This is a genomic window from Microlunatus sp. YIM B11417 (assembly GCF_059617205.1).
Genome location: NZ_JCAMPJ010000001.1, coordinates 1138024 through 1159606, shown reverse-complemented (window position 1 = coordinate 1159606; position 21583 = coordinate 1138024). Strand labels below are relative to the sequence as shown.

Annotated in this window: 17 protein-coding genes and 1 tRNA gene; 8 read left to right on the top strand and 10 right to left on the bottom strand. The window is 71.5% G+C overall.

Annotation, left to right across the window (positions count from 1 at the left end; all coding sequences use genetic code 11):
• The 3 genes from AC6CCG_RS05890 to AC6CCG_RS05880 are packed head-to-tail and all read left to right on the top strand — an operon-like array spanning window position 1 to window position 4138.
• Window positions 1-1068, top strand: a complete 1068-nt coding sequence (locus AC6CCG_RS05890) for an ABC transporter ATP-binding protein (protein WP_496653537.1) — start codon at window positions 1-3, stop codon at window positions 1066-1068.
• A complete protein-coding gene (locus tag AC6CCG_RS05885; RefSeq protein WP_496653536.1) occupies window positions 1065-2792 on the top strand; it encodes an ABC transporter permease in 1728 nt (575 codons plus the stop codon). The genes AC6CCG_RS05890 and AC6CCG_RS05885 overlap by 4 nt, the downstream gene beginning before the upstream one ends.
• The gene (locus AC6CCG_RS05880) at window positions 2789-4138 is read left to right on the top strand and encodes a class-II fumarase/aspartase family protein (protein ID WP_496653535.1); all 1350 of its coding nucleotides are present in this window, start codon (window positions 2789-2791) and stop codon (window positions 4136-4138) included. Before AC6CCG_RS05885 ends, AC6CCG_RS05880 begins: the two co-directional genes overlap by 4 nt.
• A 32-nt stretch (window positions 4139-4170) precedes the next feature.
• Here AC6CCG_RS05880 and AC6CCG_RS05875 read toward each other — a convergent pair.
• The 5 genes from AC6CCG_RS05875 to AC6CCG_RS05855 form a co-directional block, all read right to left on the bottom strand.
• Window positions 4171-4252: transfer RNA gene (locus tag AC6CCG_RS05875), tRNA-OTHER, on the bottom strand.
• A gap of 33 nt (window positions 4253-4285) precedes the next feature.
• Window positions 4286-6808, bottom strand: coding sequence for a 5-oxoprolinase/urea amidolyase family protein (locus tag AC6CCG_RS05870; RefSeq protein ID WP_496653534.1), 2523 nt, complete (start codon window positions 6806-6808; stop codon window positions 4286-4288).
• The gene (locus AC6CCG_RS05865) at window positions 6805-7455 is read right to left on the bottom strand and encodes a 5-oxoprolinase subunit B family protein (protein ID WP_496653533.1); all 651 of its coding nucleotides are present in this window, start codon (window positions 7453-7455) and stop codon (window positions 6805-6807) included. Before AC6CCG_RS05865 ends, AC6CCG_RS05870 begins: the two co-directional genes overlap by 4 nt.
• A gap of 11 nt (window positions 7456-7466) precedes the next feature.
• Window positions 7467-8240 (bottom strand): LamB/YcsF family protein, encoded by a 774-nt coding sequence (locus AC6CCG_RS05860; protein ID WP_496653532.1) that lies wholly within the window; start codon window positions 8238-8240, stop codon window positions 7467-7469.
• On the bottom strand, window positions 8237-9562 hold the full coding sequence (locus AC6CCG_RS05855; RefSeq protein ID WP_496653531.1) for an MFS transporter: 1326 nt from the start codon (window positions 9560-9562) through the stop codon (window positions 8237-8239). The genes AC6CCG_RS05860 and AC6CCG_RS05855 overlap by 4 nt, the downstream gene beginning before the upstream one ends.
• A 142-nt stretch (window positions 9563-9704) precedes the next feature.
• Here AC6CCG_RS05855 and AC6CCG_RS05850 point away from each other — a divergent pair, with 142 nt between their 5' ends.
• Window positions 9705-10385, top strand: coding sequence for a GntR family transcriptional regulator (locus AC6CCG_RS05850; RefSeq protein ID WP_496654394.1), 681 nt, complete (start codon window positions 9705-9707; stop codon window positions 10383-10385).
• 12 nt (window positions 10386-10397) lie between these two features.
• Here AC6CCG_RS05850 and AC6CCG_RS05845 read toward each other — a convergent pair whose 3' ends face one another.
• Together AC6CCG_RS05845 and AC6CCG_RS05840 are read right to left on the bottom strand one after the other, a co-directional pair.
• Entirely contained in the window at window positions 10398-12650 is a 2253-nt protein-coding gene (locus AC6CCG_RS05845) for a family 43 glycosylhydrolase (protein ID WP_496653530.1), read from the bottom strand.
• 36 nt (window positions 12651-12686) lie between these two features.
• Window positions 12687-14141 (bottom strand): ABC transporter substrate-binding protein, encoded by a 1455-nt coding sequence (locus AC6CCG_RS05840; protein WP_496653529.1) that lies wholly within the window; start codon window positions 14139-14141, stop codon window positions 12687-12689.
• A 123-nt stretch (window positions 14142-14264) separates the two neighbouring features.
• On the opposite strand from AC6CCG_RS05840, the gene AC6CCG_RS05835 reads away from it, so the two are divergent.
• The 4 genes from AC6CCG_RS05835 to AC6CCG_RS05820 all read left to right on the top strand — a co-directional run bounded on the left by AC6CCG_RS05835 (window position 14265) and on the right by AC6CCG_RS05820 (window position 18381).
• Window positions 14265-15302: a LacI family DNA-binding transcriptional regulator gene (locus AC6CCG_RS05835; protein WP_496653528.1), complete on the top strand. Its 1038-nt coding sequence runs from the start codon at window positions 14265-14267 to the stop codon at window positions 15300-15302.
• Between the two features lie 256 nt (window positions 15303-15558).
• Window positions 15559-15969 (top strand): YciI family protein, encoded by a 411-nt coding sequence (locus tag AC6CCG_RS05830; RefSeq protein WP_496654393.1) that lies wholly within the window; start codon window positions 15559-15561, stop codon window positions 15967-15969.
• Between the two features lie 34 nt (window positions 15970-16003).
• Window positions 16004-17284, top strand: a complete 1281-nt coding sequence (locus AC6CCG_RS05825) for an RNA polymerase sigma factor (RefSeq protein ID WP_496653527.1) — start codon at window positions 16004-16006, stop codon at window positions 17282-17284.
• 44 nt (window positions 17285-17328) lie between these two features.
• On the top strand, window positions 17329-18381 hold the full coding sequence (locus AC6CCG_RS05820; protein WP_496653526.1) for a hypothetical protein: 1053 nt from the start codon (window positions 17329-17331) through the stop codon (window positions 18379-18381).
• A gap of 4 nt (window positions 18382-18385) precedes the next feature.
• Here the strand turns inward: AC6CCG_RS05820 and AC6CCG_RS05815 are convergent, their stop codons facing one another.
• The 3 genes from AC6CCG_RS05815 to AC6CCG_RS05805 all read right to left on the bottom strand — a co-directional run bounded on the left by AC6CCG_RS05815 (window position 18386) and on the right by AC6CCG_RS05805 (window position 21536).
• A complete protein-coding gene (locus AC6CCG_RS05815) occupies window positions 18386-19408 on the bottom strand; it encodes a sensor histidine kinase (RefSeq protein ID WP_496653525.1) in 1023 nt (340 codons plus the stop codon).
• A complete protein-coding gene (locus tag AC6CCG_RS05810; RefSeq protein ID WP_496653524.1) occupies window positions 19408-20097 on the bottom strand; it encodes a response regulator transcription factor in 690 nt (229 codons plus the stop codon). The genes AC6CCG_RS05815 and AC6CCG_RS05810 overlap by 1 nt, the downstream gene beginning before the upstream one ends.
• Before the next feature lie 89 nt (window positions 20098-20186).
• The gene (locus tag AC6CCG_RS05805) at window positions 20187-21536 is read right to left on the bottom strand and encodes a hypothetical protein (RefSeq protein ID WP_496653523.1); all 1350 of its coding nucleotides are present in this window, start codon (window positions 21534-21536) and stop codon (window positions 20187-20189) included.
• Between the last annotated feature and the right edge of the window lie 47 nt (window positions 21537-21583).

The following is a 21583-nucleotide window of genomic DNA, read 5'->3' as shown; positions in this document are numbered from 1 at the left end:
GTGATCCCGATTCACCTGGACAAGATCAGCAAGACCTATCAGGAGTCCGCCACGGCCGTTCCGACCGTCAGCGTGGACTTCACGGTCGAGCAGGGTGAGTTCTTCACCCTGCTCGGCCCCTCGGGGTGCGGCAAGTCGACGCTGCTCCGGATGATCGCCGGCTTCGTGGCCCCGTCCTCCGGCCGGATCCGCTTCGCCGACCGGGATGTCACGACGACCCCGGCGCACAAGCGGGGCATCGGCATGGTGTTCCAGAACTACGCGTTGTTCCCGCACCTGACCGTGACGGACAACGTCGGGTACGGCCTGAAGTTGCGCAAGATCACGAAGGCAGCCCGCCTGCCGCGGATCGAGAAGGCGTTGCAGCGCGTGGGCCTCGAGGGGTACGGCCGGCGTCGCATTGATCAACTGTCGGGCGGGCAGCAGCAACGTGTCGCGCTCGCGCGGGCCATCGTGATCGAGCCGGAGGTGCTGCTGCTGGACGAGCCGCTCTCCAATCTCGACGCGAAGCTCCGCGAGGAGACCCGGATGCAGATCCGCGAGGTCCAGCAGGCCGCGGAGACGACGGCGATCTATGTCACGCACGACCAGGCCGAGGCGATGGCGATGAGCGACCGGATCGCCGTCCTCGCGGACGGCCGCGCCCACCAGATCGATACGCCGCAGAAGGTGTACGCCGAGCCGGCGACCGCGTTCGTCGCCCGCTTCATCGGCCGCAGCAACGTCATCCCGGCCGAGATCGTCGGACTCGCCGAGGGCACGGCCGAGGTCCGGCTGGGTGACGGCCTGATCCAGGCGCGCCGGCACCCGGACGCCGCGGTGGCGACGGGACAGCGGGTCGAGACGTCGATCCGGCCCGAGTCGCTGCTGGTCACCTCACCCGAGACGGCTCGGCTGCGCGGCCTGGTCCGGAGCCGGGAGTTCCTGGGCTCGACCGCGGTGCTCGAGGTCGAGCTCGAAGGAGTCGCCGGGACCGTCACGGTCAGCACGCCGAACCTCGAGGTCACCCAGGGAGCCGGCATCGGGCTCGAGGTCGAACCGCGGTCGGGCTGGGTGATCCCGGAATGAGCGGCGTCGCCGGCACCGGCCGTCGTCGACGGCTCGCGCCGACCGAGCGGTTCGTGGTCCTGCTCGCGCTTCCGGTGTTCGCCGTGATCATCTTCTTCGTCGTGCTGCCGATGCTGCAGACGGCGATCCAGAGCGCCGGCGGCGACGGGCCGGCGGCCAACTACGTGAGCTTCCTCTCCGGCGGATCCCAGCGAGCCTTGGTCGCCTCGGTCGGAATCTCCCTCGGCACCGTGGCGCTGTGCGCCATCGTCGGCACGGCGCTGGGCATACTGCTCACCCGGTTCGATTTTCCGGGACGTCGTGTCCTCCAGGTTCTCGCGGTCCTGCCGCTGGCGCTGCCGCCGCTGATCGGCGCGGCGTCGTTCACCCTGCTCTACAACGAGACCGGGATCTTCCCGCGGGCGTTGCACGCCCTCCTCGGCGTCGACCCGGGCGCCGTCGCGGTCTCCGGCGTCAGCGGGGTGCTGCTCGTCCACGTCCTCACGATGTATCCGTTCTTCTACCTGTCGGTCACCGCCGGGCTCGCCGGCCTCGACACCTCGCTGGAGGAGGCGGCGGCGAACCTCGGTGCGCCGCGCTGGAAGGTCTGGACGACCGTCGTCCTGCCGATGCTGACGCCGGCCCTGGTGGCGGGGGCCCTGCTCACGTTCATGACCTCGATGGCGTCGTTCACGGCTCCGCAGCTCTACAACGTGCAGACGCTCACGATGCAGATCGTCTCGACCCGGACCGGGGGCAACTACTCCCTCGCCGCGGCCCAGGCGACGGTGCTCGCGGTGGTCTCGGTCGGCTTCCTCTTCCTGATGCGCTGGTACCAGGGGCGGCAGACGTATCGCAGCCTGTCCAAGGGCATCCAGCGGTCGCGGACCCGGACCACGGGCTGGGTCTCGGGCGTGGCCGCGGTCGGCAGCACGCTGATCTCGCTGATCCTGCTCGCACCGGTGGCGGCGATCCTGCTGCTGTCGTTCTCCAAGAACCGGTCCTGGACGACCGAGATCCTGCCCAGCCGCTACACGATCGAGAACTATGTCTCGATCTTCACCGACCCGGAGTCGCTGTTCCCCGTCAACGTGTCGCTGCAGATGGCCTTCTACGCCACGATCGTGGCCGTGATCATCGGCGGGACGGCCGCGTGGGTGATCTCCCGGTGGCCGCTCCGGCGCGGCAAGGGCCTGCTGGACGCCATGGTGATGCTGCCGTGGGCGCTGCCCGGCACGGTCATCGGCGTCAACCTGGTCACGGCCTTCGCCGAACCCACCTGGTCGAACCTCGGCCTGGTGCTCGTCGGCTCGCTGTTGATCTTGCCCGTGGCCTACTTCGTCCGCTATGTGCCGCTCGTCTTCCGGGAGACCGGAGCGTCGATCGACACCCTCGACCCGGCGGTCGACGAGGCCGCGCAATCGCTGGGTGCGTCGCCACTGCGCTCCCTGCTGACCGTGGTGATGCCGCTGGTGTGGCGTGGCGTCCTCGCCGGCGCGCTGCTGGCGTTCATCGACGGCGTCGGCGAGTACGTCGCTTCCGTGGTGGTCTACCCGGCCGGCTATGCGCCGATGTCCGTCGAGATCTACAACCGCCTCTACTCCGCCGACCTGGGCTCTGCCGCGGCGTACGGATCCCTGCAGATTCTCCTGATCTTCGTCGTACTGCTCATCTCCAACGTGATCGAGCACAAGCCCAAGAACGCGAAGGACAACACGATCATGACTCCGGCGGTGACCCCTTGACGGCCCGATCGATCGCGGACCTGTTCGGACCGCGGGCCAGGCGGCAGCGCTGGCTGGCCGTCGAGGCGGCCCTCGCCCAGGCGGAGGCGGACGCCGGCCTCGTACCACCGGAAGCGGCCGCGGCCATCACCGAGCAGGCCGACATCGCCAAGATCGACGAGGCTGCGCTGGCGTCGGCCGAGCAGGCCACCGGTCACGTGATGGTGCCGCTCGTGACGGCGCTGGCCGAACTCGTCGGTCCCGAACACGGCGGCTGGGTGCACTGGGGTGCCACGACCCAGAACATCCAGCAGTCCGGTGACACCGTGGGCCTCCGGGCGGCCCATGCCGTCCTCACCGCGCGGATCGAGCGGATCCTCCGCGTGCTCGCCGATCTGGCCGAGACCCACGCCGCGACGGCGATGGCCGGCCGCACTCACGGCCAGCACGCCGTACCGATCACCTTCGGTTACAAGGCAGCGGTCTGGGCCGACATCATGCTGCGCCACCGGCAGCGGCTGCGCGAGATCGAACCGCGCCTCTTCGTCTCGATGACGGGCGGCGCGGCCGGCACGTTCGCGACGTTCGGCGAGCTCGGCCCGGCCATCCAGCGCGGCGTCGCCGAACGGATCGGGCTGACGCCGATGCCGGTGCCGTCCCGGTCCATCGCTGATCATTTCGCGGAATGGGTGAACCTGCTCGCCCTCATCGCCGCGACGGCCCAGTCGATCGCCGAGGAGGTGGTCCGGCTGATGTCGGCCGAGTTCTGCGAGGTGGAGGAGGACTTGCCCGCAACGGATGTCGGCAGTTCCACCATGCCGCAGAAGCGCAACGCCAAGGCGTCGATGGCGATCATCACCGCGGCCGCCGAGGTCCGCGCGCTCGCGCCGCTGGCCGTCGAAGCGACCATTCAGGCGCACGAGGTCGACGGAGCCCGCTACGCGACCATGGACCGCGCGCTCGAACGGTCCGCGTCGTTGCTCGACGAGATCCTGGACCGGCTGGAACAGCTGCTCCGCGGCCTGCGGGTCCACCCCCGACGGATGCGGGAGAACCTCGACCTGACCAGCGGGCTGATCACGGCCGAGGCCGTCATGATGCGGTTGGCCGAGCGGATCGGCCGGCAGGAAGCCCACGCCCTCGTCCACCGGGCGGCGACGCAAGCGGTGAGCAGCGGGCAGCCGTTCGAGCAGGTGCTCGCCGCCGACCCGACGGTCACGGCACTCCTCAGCCGCCAGGAGGTCCAGGAACTGCTCGATCCGGAACGCCACCTGGGCCTCAGCGAGACCCTGGCCACCGAAACCGCCCTTCGGGTGCGCGCCGAGCTCGCCGGAGACGGCGACTCCGGCACCAGGCCGGCCGGTTGACGTCGAGTGTGGCGGCCGCGCCCGGTCGCCCGTGGTGGAGCCGAGGGGAGTCGAACCCCTCCCCGGACGTCTCCGCATGCGGCTCTAGCGTCCAGGTGAACCGTTTCCGGCCCCGTACGGAATCGAGGGTAGTGCAGCCGACCAAGATCACGAAGTGGTTTTCAGGCGGACCAGGGCACCGTTCTGGGTGACCGTCTCCCCGGCTGCCGCGATGATCTCGACGACGGTGCCGGCGGTCGGCGCGGTGACCGGGATCTCCATCTTCATCGCCTCCACGACGGCGATCTGGGCGCCGGCCTCGACGTGCTGGCCGCGTTCGACGGCGATCTTGATCACCGTGCCCTGCATGGGTGCGACGACCGCGCCGGACGGCAGGTCCGGACCGGGATCCGTGCCCTGGTAGGGCGGGAGCGGGTTGTCCCAGTCGGTGTCGATCCACCGGGTGTGTACGGCGAACTCGGCCGGATCGTCGCCGGCGAAGGCGGGATGGCGCACGATCTCCCGGTGGAACGGCAGCACGGTGGCGACGCCGTCGATCCGGAACTCGGCCAGCGCCCGGCGGGCCCGTTGCAGGGCGTGCGCCCGGTCCTCGCCGGTGACGATCAGCTTCGCGATCATGGAATCGAACCGGCCGCCGACCTCGTCGCCCTCGGCCACGCCGGAGTCGACCCGGACCCCGGGCCCGGCCGGTTCCCGGTAGGTGATCAAGCGGCCCGGGGCGGGCAGGAAGTCGCGGCCGGGATCCTCGCCGTTGATCCGGAACTCGAAGGAATGGCCACGGGGCAAGGGATCCTCGGTGATCGTCAGTCGCCCGCCGCCGGCGATCATGAACTGCTGCCGGACCAGGTCGATGCCGGCGGTCTCCTCGGTCACCGGATGCTCCACCTGCAGCCGGGTGTTCACCTCGAGGAAGGAGATCACGTCGCCCTGGACCAGGAACTCGACGGTGCCGGCCCCGTAGTAGCCGGCCTCCCGGCAGATGGCCTTCGCGGCGGCCGTGATCCGCTCCCGCTGCACCGCCGAGAGGTAGGGTGCCGGCGCCTCCTCGACCAGCTTCTGGAAGCGGCGCTGCAGCGTGCAGTCGCGGGTGCCGACGACCACGACGTTGCCGTGCCGGTCGGCCAGCACCTGCGCCTCGACGTGCCGGGCCCGGTCCAGGTACTGCTCGACGAAGCACTCGCCGCGGCCGAACGCTGCGACGGCCTCCCTGGTCGCGGCTTCGTAGAGTTCCGGGATCTCGTCCAGCGTGCGGGCGATCTTCATGCCGCGTCCGCCGCCGCCGTGGGCCGCCTTGATCGCCACCGGCAGGCCGTGGCGGCGGGCGAAGTCGATCACCTCGGCGGCGCCGGCCACCGGCTGTTCGGTCCCGGCGGCCAGCGGCGCGCCGGAGCGCAGCGCGATCCTGCGGGCGGTCACCTTGTCGCCCAGATCGCGGATGGACTGCGGCGACGGCCCGATCCAGACCAGGCCGGCGTCCAGGACGGACTGGGCGAAGTCGGCGTTCTCGGACAGGAAGCCGTAGCCGGGGTGGACGGCGTACGCCCCCGACCGGGCCGCCGCGGCGAGCAGCTTGTCGCCGGCCAGGTAGGTCTCGGCGGCTGTCGTACCGCCGAGCGGGTGGGCCTCGTCGGCCAGCTTCACGAACGGCGCGTCGGCGTCGCTGTCGGCGTACACCGCGACGGTGCCCAGCCCGGCGTCCCTGGCGGCCCGGATGATCCGGACCGCGATCTCGCCACGGTTGGCGATCAGCACCTTGGCGGGGCCGGGCGGCCGGTCGGTGCGGCCCGGCTGGTGCGGCCGGAAGGTGATCCGCTGGCCGGGCCTGGCCTGCGCCACGATCGGTACGTCCTCGGCGATCACCACCCCGATCACCGGGTAGCCGCCGGTGATCGGATGGTCGGCGAGGAAGATCACCGGCTCGCCGCTCGGCTGCACCTGGATCGCGCCGAGCGGCATGCCCTCGGTCGGCAGCTCACCCGGCACCGCGCGGACCAGGACGGGTTCGCCGGCGGGCCGGGCCAGCCGAGCCCCGATCCGGTCCTGCTCGTCGGTGGCCAGCCACGATCCGGAGAACAGGTCGTCGGGGTTGCGGAACCAGTCCTGCCGCGGTCCGGGGACCACCCGGACCGTCAGCGGGCCGGGCCCGATCGGCACGGGGGGCAGTTCCGGCCCGGCGTCCGGTACGGGTTCACCGGCCGGGCCGATCGGCAGGGTCCGGCCCGGCCGCAGCGGCTCCGGACCGAGCCCGGCCAGGGTGTCCCGGCTGCGTGACCCGAGAACGGGCTCGACGTCGAAGCCGCCGCGGACGGCGAGATAGATCCAGCGGCCGGCCTCGGCCAGGCCGAGCCGGAGCACCTGCCCGTCCCGCAGGTCGATCGGCCCCGTGACCGCAGCCGGCCGACCGTCCACCGTGACCGGCGCCCGGCCTCCGGTGATGGCCAGGACGACGTCGCCGTCGGCCTCCAGTTCCAGCCCGCCGAGCACGGCCTCGATGGCCGCCGCACCGTCCGGGTTGCCGACCAGCCGGTTGGCCCGGCGCAGCGACACCGCGTCCGCGGCACCGGCGACCCCGACCCCGGACGAGAACCAGCCCGGCCGGCCCAGGTCCTGCACGGTCGCGCCGGGTCCGGTCGCCAGCACCCGTACCGAGCTCCCCGGGGTGGTACTCATCCGGCGGCCGCCTCGACGAACCGGACCCGGGTGCCGGGCGCCAGCAGCGCCGATTGCGGCCGGCCCAGGTCCCACATCGCGACGTCCGTGGTGCCGATCAGCTGCCAGCCGCCCGGAGCGCGGCGCGGGTAGACGGCGCTGTAGCGGTCGGCGAGCCCGACCGACCCGGCGGGTACGGCGGTCCGCGACTGGGACCGTCGCGACACCGCCGGCCATGGCTCGTCGGACTCGAGATAGCCGAACCCGGCCGTGAAGCCGACGAACCGGCACCGCCAGACCCGGCCGGTGTGCGCCGCGATCAGGCCCGGAACATCAAGTCCGAGCAGGCCGGCCACCTCGTCAAGATCAACTCCGTCGTAGCGGACCGGAATGATCACCTCGCCGGCCTCGTCGTCCGGCACCGTGGACCAGGCTTCATGATCAGCCAGCAGGGCCCGCAGGTCGCGGGCCACGGTCTGTTGATCGACACCCTCGTCGATGGTGATCAACAGCGTCTCGGCCGCCGGCAGCAGGTCGGCCACCCCGGGCACCCCGGCCGAACGGACCGTCGCCAGCATCCCGGCCAGCAGGTCGGCCCGACCGGGCAGCACCAGCAGCGCCCGGTCCCCCGCCGGCCGGAGCTCGACCTGGTCGCCCGTACTGATCATGAAGGTTCCCGTCATCGCTGCTCGACGAACGGGGCGATCTCGACGCCGGCCGCGGCCAGCGTTTCCCGTACCGCGACGGCCATCGCCACCGCTCCCGGCGAGTCGCCGTGCACGCACACCGACCGGGCGGAGACCTCGACGTCGCTGCCGTCGACCGCCCGGACCCGCTGCTCGGTGATCATCCGGAGCACCCGGCCGGCCACCTCGTCGACATCGGTGATCACGGCGCCCGGCTCCCTGCGCGGCACCAGGGTCGCGGCCGGGGTGTAGCCGCGGTCGGCGAACGCCTCGGTGATCACGGTCAGCCCGGCCTCCGCGGCCAGCCGCAGCCAGGCCGAGCCCGGCAGTCCGAGCACCGGCAGCTCCTGGTCGTACGCCAGCACCGCCGCCACCACAGCCGCCGCCTGTCGCTCATCGGTGACGATCTTGTTGTACAGGGCACCGTGCGGCTTCAGATAGCTGACCCGGCTGCCGGCCGTACGGGCGAACGCCTCCAGCGCCCCGAGCTGATAGAGCACCTCGTTGGTCAGCGTCCCCGGCGGTACGTCCACGTCCCGGCGACCGAAGCCGGCCAGGTCGCGATAGCCCACCTGCGCCCCGATCGCCACCCCGCGCTCGGCCGCCCGATCACAGACCCGGCGCAGGATGTCGGGATCGCCGGCGTGGAAGCCGCACGCGACGTTGGCGCTGCTGACCACGTCGAGCAGGGCGTCGTCGTCGCCCAGCCGCCAGATCCCGAAGCCCTCGCCCAGGTCGCTGTTCAGGTCGATCCGAAGCCCGCTCATCGCGGCGTCGGCTCCTTCTCCTCCAGCGCGATCTTGGACGTCTCCGGCGCCACCAGGACGCAGACGATCGTGATCACCAGCATCGCGACAGCGTAGACGGAGACGAAGACCGAGGTGTCGAAGCGGTCCAGCAGCGCGACCGAGATGATCGGCGCCAGCGCGCCGCCGACCAGGCCGGCCAGCTGGTAGCCCATCGACGCCCCGGTGTAGCGGACGTTGGTCGGGAACATCTCGGCGATGAACGCGGCCTGCGGTCCGTACATCGCCGCCCAGCAGGTCAGCGCGACGATCGCCGCGAGCAGGATCCAGCCGAACTGACCGGTGTCCAGCAGCGCGAAGAACACCCAGACCCAGACCGCGGTGGCGATCGCGCCGACCAGATAGACCGGGCGCCGGGCGATCCGGTCCGAGAGATGGCCGAAGAACGGGATGGCCACCACCTGGATCGCGGCCGCGATCAGCACCGCGTTGAGCGCGTAGTGGTTCGGCAGATGCAGGAAGGTGGTGATGTAGGTCGTGATGAAGAGGACGAACGTGTAGAACATGACGTCCACCCCGACCCGCGCGCCCAGCGCGAGCAGCACCTGCTTCGGGTAGCGCCGCAGCACCTCGAGGATCGGCGCGGTGGTCTTGCGTTCCGACGCCTCGACAGCGCGGTAGAGCGGGCTCTCCGCGATCGACACCCGGATCCACAGGCCGACCAGGACCAGCAGGCCGCTGAGCAGGAACGGCACCCGCCAGCCCCAGGCGTCGAACGCCGCGCCCGGCACCAGCGCCCCCATCAGGGACAGCACGCCGTTGGCCAGCAGCAGCCCGATCGGTACGCCCACTTGCGGCCAACTGGCGTTGAGCCCGCGCCGTTTCGGATCGCCGGACTCCAGGGTCATCAGGATGGCGCCGCCCCATTCGCCGCCGAGGCCGAGCCCCTGCAGGAACCGCAGGGCCACCAGCGTGATCGGCGCGATCACCCCGATCGTGTCGTACGTGGGCGTCAGGCCGACCAGGAACGTCGAGATCCCCATCAGCAGCAGGGTGACGACGAGGACGTTCTTCCGGCCGAGCCGGTCGCCGAAGTGGCCGAAGATCACGCCGCCGAGGGGCCGGGCCACGAAGCCGACCGCGTACGTGGAGAAGGCGAGCAGCGTGCCGACCAGCGGATCGAAGCTCGGGAAGAAGAGCTTGTTGAAGACCAGGGCGGCCGCGGTGCCGTAGATGAAGAAGTCGTACCACTCGAGCGACGTGCCGATCAGGCTGGCCACGACGACCTTGCGGGCGGATGACGGCGGCGATTCCTGGGAGCGAGGGAGAGCTGAGGCGGACATCGTTGACCTCCTGGATATCGGAACCCGATGAAGTGGGCTGAATCACAGCGTAAGGATTGTTGAACAATATGACAAGAGGACAATTGGACGATCTGTTCGTGCGGTCCTACGCTGAGCGCGTCGACCCGAGAAGGGGTGCACCATCAGCACGAAGTCGCCCGAAGTCAGCCGCCGCGGCCTGCCTCGGACTCCGAGCCGCCCCGAGCAGGCCGCCACGGCCCTGCGCGAACTGATCATCAGCGGCGAGTTGCTGCCGGGCCAGCCGCTGCGCGAGGAGGAGTACGCCAGGGAGTACGAGATCTCCCGCAACACGGTTCGCGAGGCATTCCAGCTCCTGGCCCACGAGGGTCTGGTCGAGCACATTCCCTACCGCGGTGTGCACATCCGCCGTCTCGGCGCCGCCGACATCCGGGCCCTGTATCGCACCCGCCACCTGATCGAACCGCTCGGGATCAAGGCCGTCCTGGCCGATCCGGAGGCGCAGGTCCGGCTCCGCGCCGTGGTGGACGAGGCCGCGGAAGCCGCCGAACGAGGCGACTGGCAGGACGTCGGGACCAGCGACATCGAGTTCCACCGCATCCTCGTCGACGCCTGCGGCAGCCCGCACCTGTCGGCCATGTTCGAACAGCTGCTGGCCGAACTCCGGCTCGCGTTCCTCCAACTCTCGGACTCGCGACAGCTGCACCAGCCCTACCTGGTCCGCAACCGTGCCCTCCTGGAACTGATCGGAACCGGCGACACGGCGCGCCTGGCCGAGGAACTGGCCGACTACCTCGATGCCGCCGAGCGCGACGTCCTGCGCGACCTCGACCCGAAGAGTTGAGCCAGGCTCAGGTCAGGGAGCGACGGCGTACCAGCGGAGGTAGTCGAAGGCGGCGGGTTGCGCGTCGTCGCCACCGTGGGCGATCAGGCCGAGCCGCGGAGTGGTGCCGGCCGGCAGGGTGTAGGTCAGACCCCAGGTCCAGGTCTCGCCGTCCCGGCTGACGCCGGCCCGGTAGAACTGCTCGCCGGTGGCGGGATCGACGGTCCGGGCCAGCCGGAGCCGGCTGGTCGGGCCGGCGGCGCCGAGGTTGAGCACGCTGCCGAACGTCGGCGTCGTACCGGGTACGGACTCCTTGCCGTACTCGGTCAGCGCGGTCCGGCCGTGACCCCGGACGGCCAACCGGAGGAAGTCGTCGTCGCCGCGGTAGACGACCAGCCCGGCCTGCGGGAACCGCGGGTCGAGTCGATCATGGAGAGCGAGGGTCACCTTCGTCTCCACGATCCAGTCACCGGCCGGGACGTCCCGGAGCAGCACGGAGGCCGAGTTCGTGGTGCCGGTGAGGTCGCCGCTCTGGACCGGGAAGATCAGCGCCCCGCCTTCGACCGTCGCGGCCGGATCCCGCACCCAGGACCAGGCCGCCCCGAGCGGGCCGTCGAACTCGTCGGCCGCCCCGGGGATCGCCGGCCCGGCCGCCGGCTCGGCCACCCGCTCGGTCACCGGAGCCGCCAGGGCGGCCACCGTGACATCGTCCACGTCGACCGGCCCGCCGTCGGCGAGAATCCCGAACGCCCCGCCCCGCAAGGGATTCGCGAGGTCCACCTCGATCCGGGCGAGCGGGTCGCCGAGGCCGGCCTCGGTCACCTCGGTGATCACCGTAGGGCCATCGAGCCGGACCTCGAGCTCGTGCCAATGCTCAAGATCGACAGCGGCCGGCAGCACCGCCTCGGCGCGTCTCCCGGCAGCCTCGACGATCACCGTGCGCCGGTGTGCGTCGAGCCGCACGGCGACTCCGGGATCGTCGCCGCGCGCGCCGAGGGTGAAGCCCGCCGCCGCGGCACCGCTGACCCGGAACGCGGCCCGGGCGCGCAGCTTAGGCCCGAACCGCTGCCGCGCCAGCAGCCGGGTCGCGTCGTCCGGTTCCGCGTGCAGGTAGCCACCGGCCTCCTCGCTGCGGACCGTCCAGCCGGTCCGGTCGGCCCAGAGCTCGGCGCTCGGCTCGGCCGTCCCCTCCACGGCGTAGGCGAACGACGCCGGGACCGGCCCGGGCGTCGGCCCGTCGCTGGCGTACTGCCCGGCCCGGACGACCGGCCAGCCGTCGATCCAGTCCAGCCGGTCGAGGAACATCGAGCGGACCAGCGGCGCCGGCCGGTGCCGGTCCAGCCCGTGATAGACCAGCCAGTCCTGCCCGGCGGCGTCGGTGATCTGGGTGCTGTGGCCGGTCCCGGTCCAGGCGTTGCCGTTGGGCGTCAGCACCGGGGTGCCGCCCGGGTAGGGCGCGTCCATCCGGGCGCCGGTCCGGTCGACGAACGGTCCGGTCGGGCTCTTCGACCGGGCGACCGACACCGTGTAGCCGCTGTTCGGCACGCTGCAGCAGTTCCCGGTGGAGAAGAAGAGCCAGTACCAGCCGTCGCGACGGACCACGTACGGCGCCTCGAACGCGTCCTCCCTGATCACCTGGACGGGATCACCGATCCGCTGCCGGACCGACCCGTCGACCTCGACCACGAACACTCCGCCGTTGAAGCCGCCGTAGTAGAGGTAGCGCCTTCCGTCCGGAGCGATGAACAGCTCGCTGTCGATGATCCCCTGCATCCGCGGCGGCTGATCCGGGAACGGCTGCCAGGTGCCGGGCGGGATGACCGGGGCCGGATCGGCCCGCCACGGTCCGGTCGGGGTCGGCGCTGAGGCGACGCCGATCGACCGGTTCGGGTTCGGCGCGATGGCGGCGTCGATCGCGCTGAAGGTGATCACGTAACGACCGTCCAGCCAGGAGATGTCCGGCGCCCAGATCCCGGTCGTGTCCCGGAACCAGTCCGGCCGGTTCGCGTCGTCGAACACGGTGCCGGCCGGCTCCCAGGTGATCAGGTCGCGGGACCGCTGGATGGTGATCGACCTGCTGGTCGTGTACGCGTACCAGTAGCCGTCCCGGCCCCGGATCACCGACGGATCGGCGAAACTCGCCGGCGGCGACGCCGCGACCGGGTTCCGGTAGCCGCTCGTCGCCGGGACGGATTGCGGTTCGGCCACGGCGACCGGCGCCGTGCCCGTGGTCAGTCCCATGATCACGCCCACGATGATGATCAGGACAACGTGCGGTCGCTTCATGATCGGCTCCTTTGCCGGTCGCCTCAGGTCAGCTGATCAGTACTGGTCCTTGCCGTAGTCCGCGCGCGGCTTCCAGTTCGGGAAGGCGTAGTCGTCCAAGGAGACCTCGGCCCCCTTCTGCTTCGCCGCCTCGACCGCCCGCTCCCGCTCGGCGTTGGACTTGTCGCTGAGCTCCTTCAGCGCAGCCGGGACGTCGGGAACGTCGCCGGAGAACGCACCCTGGACGATGTCGCCGAGGCCGGGCTTGATCGCCTTGGTCTCGGCGCCGACCTTGCTGGTCTGCGGATTCTTGACCACCGCCTCCGGGGCCAGGAACACCTGGTCGGCGAACCAGGTGATCAACTTCTTGTACGCCGGGTGGGCGGTCGACTTCGCCACCGCACCAAGATCACGGGGCGGCTGGGACATCGTGTTGGCGATCTCCACCGAGTACTCCTCGGTGGTGAAGTAGTCGCTGAGCAACTGGTTGGCCCGGTCCGCCAGCTTGGTCGTCGGCGTGATCCAGTACTCCCCGCCCTGGGTGCCGCGGTAGGTGGCCGGCTCGCCCGGGTTCGGGGTCAGGATCGGCCCGACGCCGAGCGATTCGGCGAATTCCGGGGTGTTCTTCAATGCCACGCCGGGACACCACGGGCCGTCGAAGTAGTAGCCGGCGATGCCCGCCGTCCACCGGGTCCGGGCCGCATCGTCGATCAGGGTCTGCGAGCCCGGCACCAGAAGTTGATCTTGCTGCAGCGAGAGCAGGAACTCGATCACGGTCAGGTACGGCTCCGAGTGGTAGGCGTACTCACCGGTGCGGTACAGCACTCCCCCGCCGCCCTCGAAGCCGGCGGCCTGGGCCAGCACGTTGACCTGATCACCGATCCGGTCGGTCATCCCGATGTTCCAGATCCAGCCCTGCGCCTTGCCGCCCGAGGCGTCCCGGACCGCCCGGGCGGCCGACCGGAACTCGTCGTAGGTCCGCGGCGGCGCCTCCGGGTCGAGGCCCGCCTGGGTGATCAACTTCGTGTTGAACCAGGTGACGTTGCTGTACACGTGATGGTCGAAGATCGGGAACGAGTGCACCTTGCCGTCGAAGACGTGAATGCCCTCGATCAGCTTGCCGTCCAACCGCTTCAGCGCGGCGTCGTTGAGCTCCAGCGGCCCGACCCAGCCGCCGGCGATCAGCTGCGGCACCGGCACCTGGAGCCCGGCGTTGGAGTGGACGTCCGGCAGCTGGTTGCTCTGCTTGGCCAGCTGCAGGGCCTGCCCGAGCTTGGCCGGATTGTTGTACGTGTAGTCGACCGGCACGCCGCCCTCGGCGGTGGCGAACTTCTCGAAGATCTTGCGCTTCGCGGGCTCGAGCTGGTTCTGGTGGTCCCACCAGGTCAGCCGGCCGGCGGCCGCCGAGGCACCGCCGCCCGCACCTCCGCCGGTGCTGCAGCCGGCGGTCAGCGCTCCGGCCGCGGTCAGCGCCGCCGCCTGCAGGACCCGGCGTCGGGTCAGGTCAGCCATCTCGTGCTCCTCGTTCCTGCATCGTGTGCCACGTGGCAAGGACCAATCTGACATGAACCTTGCCGCGTGGCAAGGTCGTGCGGCAGGATCTTGAGACCGAGGATGCGGGGAAGGTGAGCCGACATGGTGACGCAACGGGACGTGGCCCGCCGGGCGGGCGTCTCCGTCCGTACGGTCTCGAACGTGATCAACGACTTCGCCTGGGTCGCCGACGAGACCCGGGCCCGGGTCCAGGCCGCGGTCGACGAACTCGGCTACCAGCCCAACCTGCTGGCCCGCGGCCTGCAGCGCGGCCGGTCCGGGCTGATCGCGCTCGTCCTGCCACTCGACGTGCAGTACTTCCATGATCTTGCCGGTGCCGTGGTCGACGAGGCCGAACGGCGCGGCTTCACGGTGCTGATCGAGCGAACCGGTGGAAACCCTTCCAGGGAACGGGATCTGGTCAGCCGGCCGGAGCGTGCCTCGCTGTTCGACGCGATCATCTTCAGCCCGCTCGCCCTGGACGACGCCGAGCTGCGCCGCCGGCCCGGCGACACGCCGGTCGTGCTGCTCGGCGAGAAGCCGACCGGCCACGGCTTCGACCGGGTGATCATGGACGACGCCGCGGCCGCCGAGGCGGTCACCCGGCATCTGCTGGACCGGGGCCGGACCAGGATCGCGGCGATCGGCCGGCCGGCCCGGCCGGCGGGCCGCACGGCCGAGCATCGGACCCGCGGCTACCGACGCGCACTGGCCGCCGCCGGGATCGACTTCGATCCGGCCCTGGTCGGCGAGATCCGCAGCTTCCAGCGGGCCGACGGTGCCGCCGCGATGGAGCGGTTGCTGGACTCACCGCGGCCGCCCGACGCGGTCTTCGGCTACAACGACCTGCTCGCCCTCGGCGCCCTGCGTACCCTGCTCAGTCGGGGCATCCGGGTCCCCGACGACATCGCCGTGGCCGGCTTCGACGACATCGAGGACGGCCGCTACAGCACCCCGACCCTGACCACGATCGCCCCCGACCTCGGCCGCCTGGCCGGCCAGGCCCTCGACCTGGTCCAGCGCCGGCTGGACGGCGACGACGGCCGCCCGACCACCCGCCGCACCGGCTGGACCTTGGTCACCCGCGAGAGTACCGAAGGACCTCAGCTCCCCGAGCCTGTCGAAGGGCAGGCCCGATGATCATCGTCGCCGTGGGACATCCCACCGGTCACCCAGCCCGCGCTGGTGGTCCGCGCCTGCGGCCCCGGCTTCACGACCGCCCTGCTCCGTTCCGGCGACAACGTGGAAATCTCCGCCGCGTCTGATGGGCTCGACGTTCCACACTCGTTCTGAAGAAAGTTCGGGCAGGATGTCGATCCGAGTCCTACCCCGTTCGACCTGGGGATGAGAGGGTCCGAGAGAGACCCGGAACAACAGGAGAAGAACCGTGAAGTACATGCTGATCATGCGGGCCACAGACGAGGCGTACGCGAACATGGCCAACGTCGATTTCACCGAGATCATCGAGACGATGGGCAAGTTCAACGACGAGCTGATCCGGGCCGGTGTGCTGCTCGCGGCCGAGGGGCTCGACGACGCCAACGAGGGGGTCGTGGTCGATCACGGCGCCGAGCCGCCGGTGGTCACCGACGGCCCGTACGGCGAGACCAAGGAACTGTTCGGCGGCTACTACATCCTCAACGTCGCGTCCAAGGAGGAGGCGATCGAGTGGGCGAAGCGGCTGCCCGGCGCCGGCGCCGGTTTCAAGACCGAGATCCGGCGGGTCACGACGATCGACGAGTTCCCGCAGGACAACCCGTGGATCGCCAAGGAGCGGGCCTGGCGCGAAGCCACCGGGCAGCTCTGAGTGAGGCAGGTTCGCCCCGGATCCGGGGACGGGCATGAGTGATCCGACCGGCCGGGAGGCGGTCGCCGCCGTCTGGCGGATCGAGTCGGCACGGATCGTCGGCGCGCTCGCGCGCTACACCGGCGATTTCGTGCTGGCCGAGGACCTCGCTCAGGAGGCCCTCGCCGAGGCTCTGGTGACCTGGCCGCGGGAGGGCGTACCGAACAATCCCGCCGGCTGGCTGCTGACGGTCGGCCGGCGCCGTGCCATCGACGGTTTCCGCCGTCGTTCGGCGCTCGACGAGAGGTATGCGGCCATGGCCCACGAGCTCGACGAGGGTGGTGCGACCTCGGGCGGCACCCCCGACCCGGAGCGCGACGCCGAGCTCTGGGACCTGGACCGGATCGACGACGACGTCCTCGCGTTGATCTTCATCTCCTGCCATCCGGTGCTGGCCAAGGAGGCCCGGGTCGCGCTGACCCTGCGGGTCGTCGGCGGTCTCACCAGTGACGAGATCGCGAAGGCGTTCCTGGTGCCGACGGCGACCGTGCAGGCCCGGATCACCCGGGCCAAGAAGTCGCTCGCCGCGGCCCAGGTGCCGTTCGAGGTGCCTGGCGCCGAGCAGCGCGGCGAGCGGCTCGGTTCGGTGCTCAACGTGATCTATCTGATCTTCACGGAGGGTTCCACGGCCAGTTCCGGCGCGGACCTGATCCGGTTCGACCTGGCCGGGGAGGCGGCCCGGCTGGCCCGGGTGCTGACCCGCCTGATGCCGGATCAGCCCGAGGCGTACGGGCTGCTGGCGTTGCTCGAGCTGACGGCGGCCCGGTTCCCGGCCCGGACCGGTCCGGACGGCGAGCCGGTGCTGCTCGAAGATCAGGACCGGCGGCGCTGGGACCGGCCGGCGATCCAGCGCGGCCGGGCGGCGCTGGCCAAGGCGAAGGAGTCCGGCCGCGGGCTCGGCGCCTACGGGCTGCAGGCGGCGATCGCGGAATGTCACGCCGTCGCGCCGTCGGTCGACGCGACGGACTGGCCCCGGATCGTCATGCTGTACGCGGCCCTGGGCCGGCTCACCCGGTCCCCGATCGTCGACCTGAACCGCGCCGTCGCGGTGTCGATGGCCGACGGGCCGGGTGCGGCCCTTCCGCTGGTGGACCGGCTCGCCGGCGACAAGACGCTGGCCGGGTCGCACCTGCTGCCCACCGTGCGCGGTGAGCTGTATCGCCGGCTCGGCCGGACCGCCGAGGCCCGGACGGAGCTGGAGCGTGCGATCGAGCTGTGCGGCAACGAGCGGGAGCGCTCGGTGCTGGCCGGCAAGCTGGCCGACCTTGATCACTGACCGAGTTCACCCGGCGTTCAGGTCCGGCTCCTAGCCTGCCGATCATGGAACAGGTTCGGGGACTGTCTCGTCGCGCCCTGTTGGCCGGTGCCGTGGGTGGCGCCGCGACCCTTTCCGTGGGAGGGGTGCCGGCCTGGGCGCGACCTACCCCGCCGCGGGCCCGGGTGCTGGTCGCGACCAACGAGCCGTGGGGCACGTACCACGTCAAGCCGCTGCTGGCCGCGGCCGAGCGGCGCGGCTGGGCGATCACCCAGCTGGTGCCGGACCTCGCCTCGGTGGACCCGGCCGACCCGGTGCCGGTGGCGACCCTGGAGGACGCGCCGGACGCGGATCTGCTGGTGATCACCGGGGCCGCCGACTGGCCGGCCGAGTGTGCTGCGGCGCTGCCCCGGCTGCCGCTCGCGGCCAGCTCGCTGGCGTACCTGAATCCGGTCGAGGCGCCGCACGCCGAGGAGTTCCGGCGCCGGCTGAAGTTGATCACGTCGTCGTCGCCGGCCGAGGGCCGCGCGTTCGCGGCCTACCTCGGCAGCCACCGGCGGCTGCGCGTGGTCGGCTCGCCGCAGACCGATGCCCTTCCGGTACGGGCGCCGGAGCCGGGCACCGTGCTGGTGCTGACCAGCGTCACCTATCCGGATCAGACCGGCGGCGCGGCGCCGGGCACGCAGCTGCTGCTGGACGCGGCGGAACGCCTGCAGGCCGACGGCCGGCACATCCTGGTCGGCCTGCATCCGCGCGAGGACCCGAAGCTGTGGAGCCGGTACGAGCTCAGCACGGTCCCGTCCCTGCAGGCGTCGGCCCGCGCCGAGGCCGCGATCGGGATCCCGGGCACCGTGTTCCCGTTGATCGCGGCGGCCGGCGTCCCGGTGGTCGGTTGCGTCGATCCGGCGCTGACGGTGCCGGACTACCTGCTCGACGTCTGCTCGGCCACGATCGATGACCCGGCCGAGGCCGTACCGGCGATCAGGGAGGCGAAACTGCCGGACGAGGACGTGCTCTACGACGCGGTCGGACCGGTCGGCGGCTCGGCCGACCGACTGCTCGATGCCTGGGCCACGATCGCCCGGCGGACCCGGAACGATCTTCCCGACGCCGCCTGACCGGTCAGGGAGCGGGTGTCAGCGGGAGGGACACCTCGAAGCGGCAGCCCGGCCCGTGATTGCGCACGGTCACGGTCCCGCGGTGCAGTTCGACGAGACCGCGGACGATGGCCAGGCCGAGGCCGGCCCCGGTCTGCGGATCGTCGATGCCCGGTGTCCGCGCACTGCCACCGCGGAAGCCGACCTCGAACACCCGGGGCAGTTCCGCCTCGGGGATCCCGCCACAGCCGTCCTGGACCGTCAGCCGGGCGCTCCCGCCGTCGACGCGGGCGATGATCATCACCGACTCGCCGTCGGGCGTGTGGCGGACGGCGTTGATCAAGAGGTTGCGCAGCACCCGGTCCAGCTCGGGACCGGAACCGGACACGGTCGGCCAGCTGGCCGGTGGGTCGACCTCGAGCGTCACGCCGCGCCGGACCGCGGTGACGCTGACCGCATCGACGGCCTGCGAGACGGTGTCCTCCAGCGGCACCGGCCGATAGCTCAGCTGCAGCGCCCCGGCGGTGATCTTGGACAGCTCGAACAGGTCGTCGACCATCCGGGACAGCCGGTCGGTCTCGGCCGAGATCCGGCCCGCGTAGCCGGCCACCTCGGCCGGGTCGGTGACGACGCCGTCCTGCAGCGCCTCACTCATCGCGCGAATCCCGGACAGCGGGGTACGCAGGTCGTGGCTGACCCAGGCGACCAGTTCCCGCCGGGACGCGTCGACCTGCCGCTCGGCCGCGCGCGCCGCCTCGGCCTGGATGCCGCGCCGGGTGATCCGGCGGCCCAGCACCACCGCGGTGGGGATCACGGCGACCGCGATCAGGCCGCAGGTGACCGCGGTCCAGCCCAGCTGGGGCGTGAACATGAACCCGCTGATCAACACGACGAAGATCAACACGGCCAGGATCGGCACCACCACCAGGACGGTGATCATGACCTCGGCCGGCCGGTCCCGGACCAGCCGGAGCACGACGAGTTCGATCATGGTCGTCAGCACGCAGGCCAGAGCCGCCCAGGGCAGGATGTGCAGCAGGTCGTCCATCAGGACTCCAGGTCGTAGCGGTAGCCGCGGCCCCAGACGGTGACCAGCCGGCGCGGCTGGGACGGGTCGTCCTCGATCTTCTCCCGCAGCCGGCGGACGTGCACCGTGACCGTGGAGTCGTCGCCGAAGGACCAGTCCCAGACCCGCTCCAGCAGCTCCTTCCGGGTGAACGCCTGCCCGGCGTTGCCGATCAGGAACACCAGCAGGTCGAACTCGCGCCCGGTCAGGCCGAGTGGCGCGTCACCCCGTTGGACCGTACGGGCCCGGGTGTCGATGATCAGATCCCCGTCGGTCAGCGTCGGCTCCGGCTCGCTCCGCGGCGCCGGCGGGTCGAGCCGCTCCAGCAGCCGGGCCACCCGCAGCGTCAGCTCGCGCGGGCTGAACGGCTTGACCACATAGTCGTCTGCGCCCTGCTCGAGCCCGACCACCCGGTCCGACTCGAGGCCGAGCGCGGTCAGCATGATCACGCCGACCGGCGCCTCGGCCCGCATGATCCGGCACAGTTCCAGCCCGTCGGTGCCGGGCAGCATCAGGTCGAGCACGACCAGGTCCGGCCGCTCCGCCCGGAACACCGTCAGCGCGTCCGGCCCGGTCCCGGCCTCCAGCACCTGGTAGCCCTCCCGGGACAGGTAGCGGCGGACGACGTCGCGTACCGTCTCGTCGTCGTCGACCACCAGAACCCGCTGCATGAGGACAGTCTGCTCCATCAACCCCGGGGTCCCCGCGGCGCAGTTCGGGGGAGCGCAGCGGAGGAGGACTGCGTCGTGGGGTGGTCTGCTCACCACGGCGTCCAGACCAGGTGCGCGACGACGACGGTCAGGCCGACGGAGAGCGCGAGACCGGCGCGCGCCGCAGCCGCGGGCAGCAGAGCCGCGGCGATGATCACGACGTAGCCGAACGGGAGCCAGATCCGTTCCGTCTCGGCCTTGGACAGCCCGGACAGATCGGCCAGCAGCACGGCCGCGAAGCCCGCAAGCGCCAGGACCGCGGGCACCAACTGCTCCGCCGCCGGCCATCGCGGACCACCGAGACCGGGCAGGGCACGGATCGCCCGGACGATCGCCGCGGCAGCGATCGGGCCGACCATGATCAGGAACGCGGCCAGGTTGGCCCACACGAAATAGGCGTACGGCCGGTCGGCGGCGACGCCCTGGTAATAGCGGGTGTGCACCAGCGACAGCCCTTCCCACCAGGCGAACCCGGCCGCGGTGAAGATCACCGCGACCAGAGCCGCCGCGCCGGTTGCGACCAGCCAGCGACCGAGCACGCTCCGGCCGTCCAGCCGGAGCGTCAGCCCGGCCGCCGCCGCGACGACGAGACCGCACAAGATCAGTCCGTAGGAGAGGTACGGCACCAGGCCGAGCAGGAGTCCGCCGGCGATCACCGGGACCGGCCAGGCCGGCCGACGATTCCGTACTCCGGCGACGACGAGCGCCAGCCCGGCCGCGGCGACGCCCGCGAACAGCCCGTCGGCAGAGACGCCGACCCAGAGCGCGCCGGGCAGGAAGACGGTGAACGGGACGATTCGGCGGGCCGCCTCGGGGGCGCCGAGGGAGGACACGGTGGCCGGGATCGCGACCGCGGCCAGGCAGCCCACCACGACGATGATCACCGCCGCCCAGTCGCCGCCACCCAGCCCGGCCTGCCGGAGCAGCCAGAACAGCGCCGTCACGCCCGGCGGATGCCCGGCCACGTGCGTCGTCCAGCTGCCCGGCTGGAAGTCGAGAATGTGATCGCTGAACGTGGCCAGGAAGTCGGCGAGCGAGCCGATCCGGCCCAGCTCGTGCAGGTATTCGTGTCCGTTGGTCAGCCGGGAGCCGAGCCCGCCGGACCAGCCGTCGATCATGGCCAGCGCCACCGTCCACGCGATCGCCGCCAGGTAGCCGCTGATCATCACCCGGCGCCACGGCCAGGCGGCGGCCAGCCAGCCGGCTCCCAGCACAGCGATGATCGCCAGCACGATCACCGCGGGGGTTCCCGGGCCGATCCGGGGCGAGAGCCAGCCGAACAGCGGCGGGGCATGGACCTCGATCCGGACCCCCATCGCGAGCAGCCAGGCACCGACGGCGGCCGCGGCGATGATCAAGAAGCACGCCGCACCGACGGCGATCCGGTCCGTCTTGATCACGCCTCGGACCCTAGTGTGCCGGGCCGCGCGGGAACACCGCGCCGGCG

Coding starts and splice junctions, on each gene's coding strand:
- AC6CCG_RS05885 (WP_496653536.1), top strand. CDS start 1,065: ATGAGCGGCGTCGCCGGCACCGGCCGTCGTCGACGGCTCGCGCCGACC.
- AC6CCG_RS05870 (WP_496653534.1), bottom strand. CDS start 6,808: ATGAGTACCACCCCGGGGAGCTCGGTACGGGTGCTGGCGACCGGACCC.
- AC6CCG_RS05865 (WP_496653533.1), bottom strand. CDS start 7,455: ATGATCAGTACGGGCGACCAGGTCGAGCTCCGGCCGGCGGGGGACCGG.
- AC6CCG_RS05860 (WP_496653532.1), bottom strand. CDS start 8,240: ATGAGCGGGCTTCGGATCGACCTGAACAGCGACCTGGGCGAGGGCTTC.
- AC6CCG_RS05855 (WP_496653531.1), bottom strand. CDS start 9,562: ATGTCCGCCTCAGCTCTCCCTCGCTCCCAGGAATCGCCGCCGTCATCC.
- AC6CCG_RS05845 (WP_496653530.1), bottom strand. CDS start 12,650: ATGAAGCGACCGCACGTTGTCCTGATCATCATCGTGGGCGTGATCATG.
- AC6CCG_RS05840 (WP_496653529.1), bottom strand. CDS start 14,141: ATGGCTGACCTGACCCGACGCCGGGTCCTGCAGGCGGCGGCGCTGACC.
- AC6CCG_RS05835 (WP_496653528.1), top strand. CDS start 14,265: ATGGTGACGCAACGGGACGTGGCCCGCCGGGCGGGCGTCTCCGTCCGT.
- AC6CCG_RS05830 (WP_496654393.1), top strand. CDS start 15,559: ATGCTGATCATGCGGGCCACAGACGAGGCGTACGCGAACATGGCCAAC.
- AC6CCG_RS05825 (WP_496653527.1), top strand. CDS start 16,004: ATGAGTGATCCGACCGGCCGGGAGGCGGTCGCCGCCGTCTGGCGGATC.
- AC6CCG_RS05820 (WP_496653526.1), top strand. CDS start 17,329: ATGGAACAGGTTCGGGGACTGTCTCGTCGCGCCCTGTTGGCCGGTGCC.
- AC6CCG_RS05815 (WP_496653525.1), bottom strand. CDS start 19,408: ATGGACGACCTGCTGCACATCCTGCCCTGGGCGGCTCTGGCCTGCGTG.
- AC6CCG_RS05810 (WP_496653524.1), bottom strand. CDS start 20,097: ATGCAGCGGGTTCTGGTGGTCGACGACGACGAGACGGTACGCGACGTC.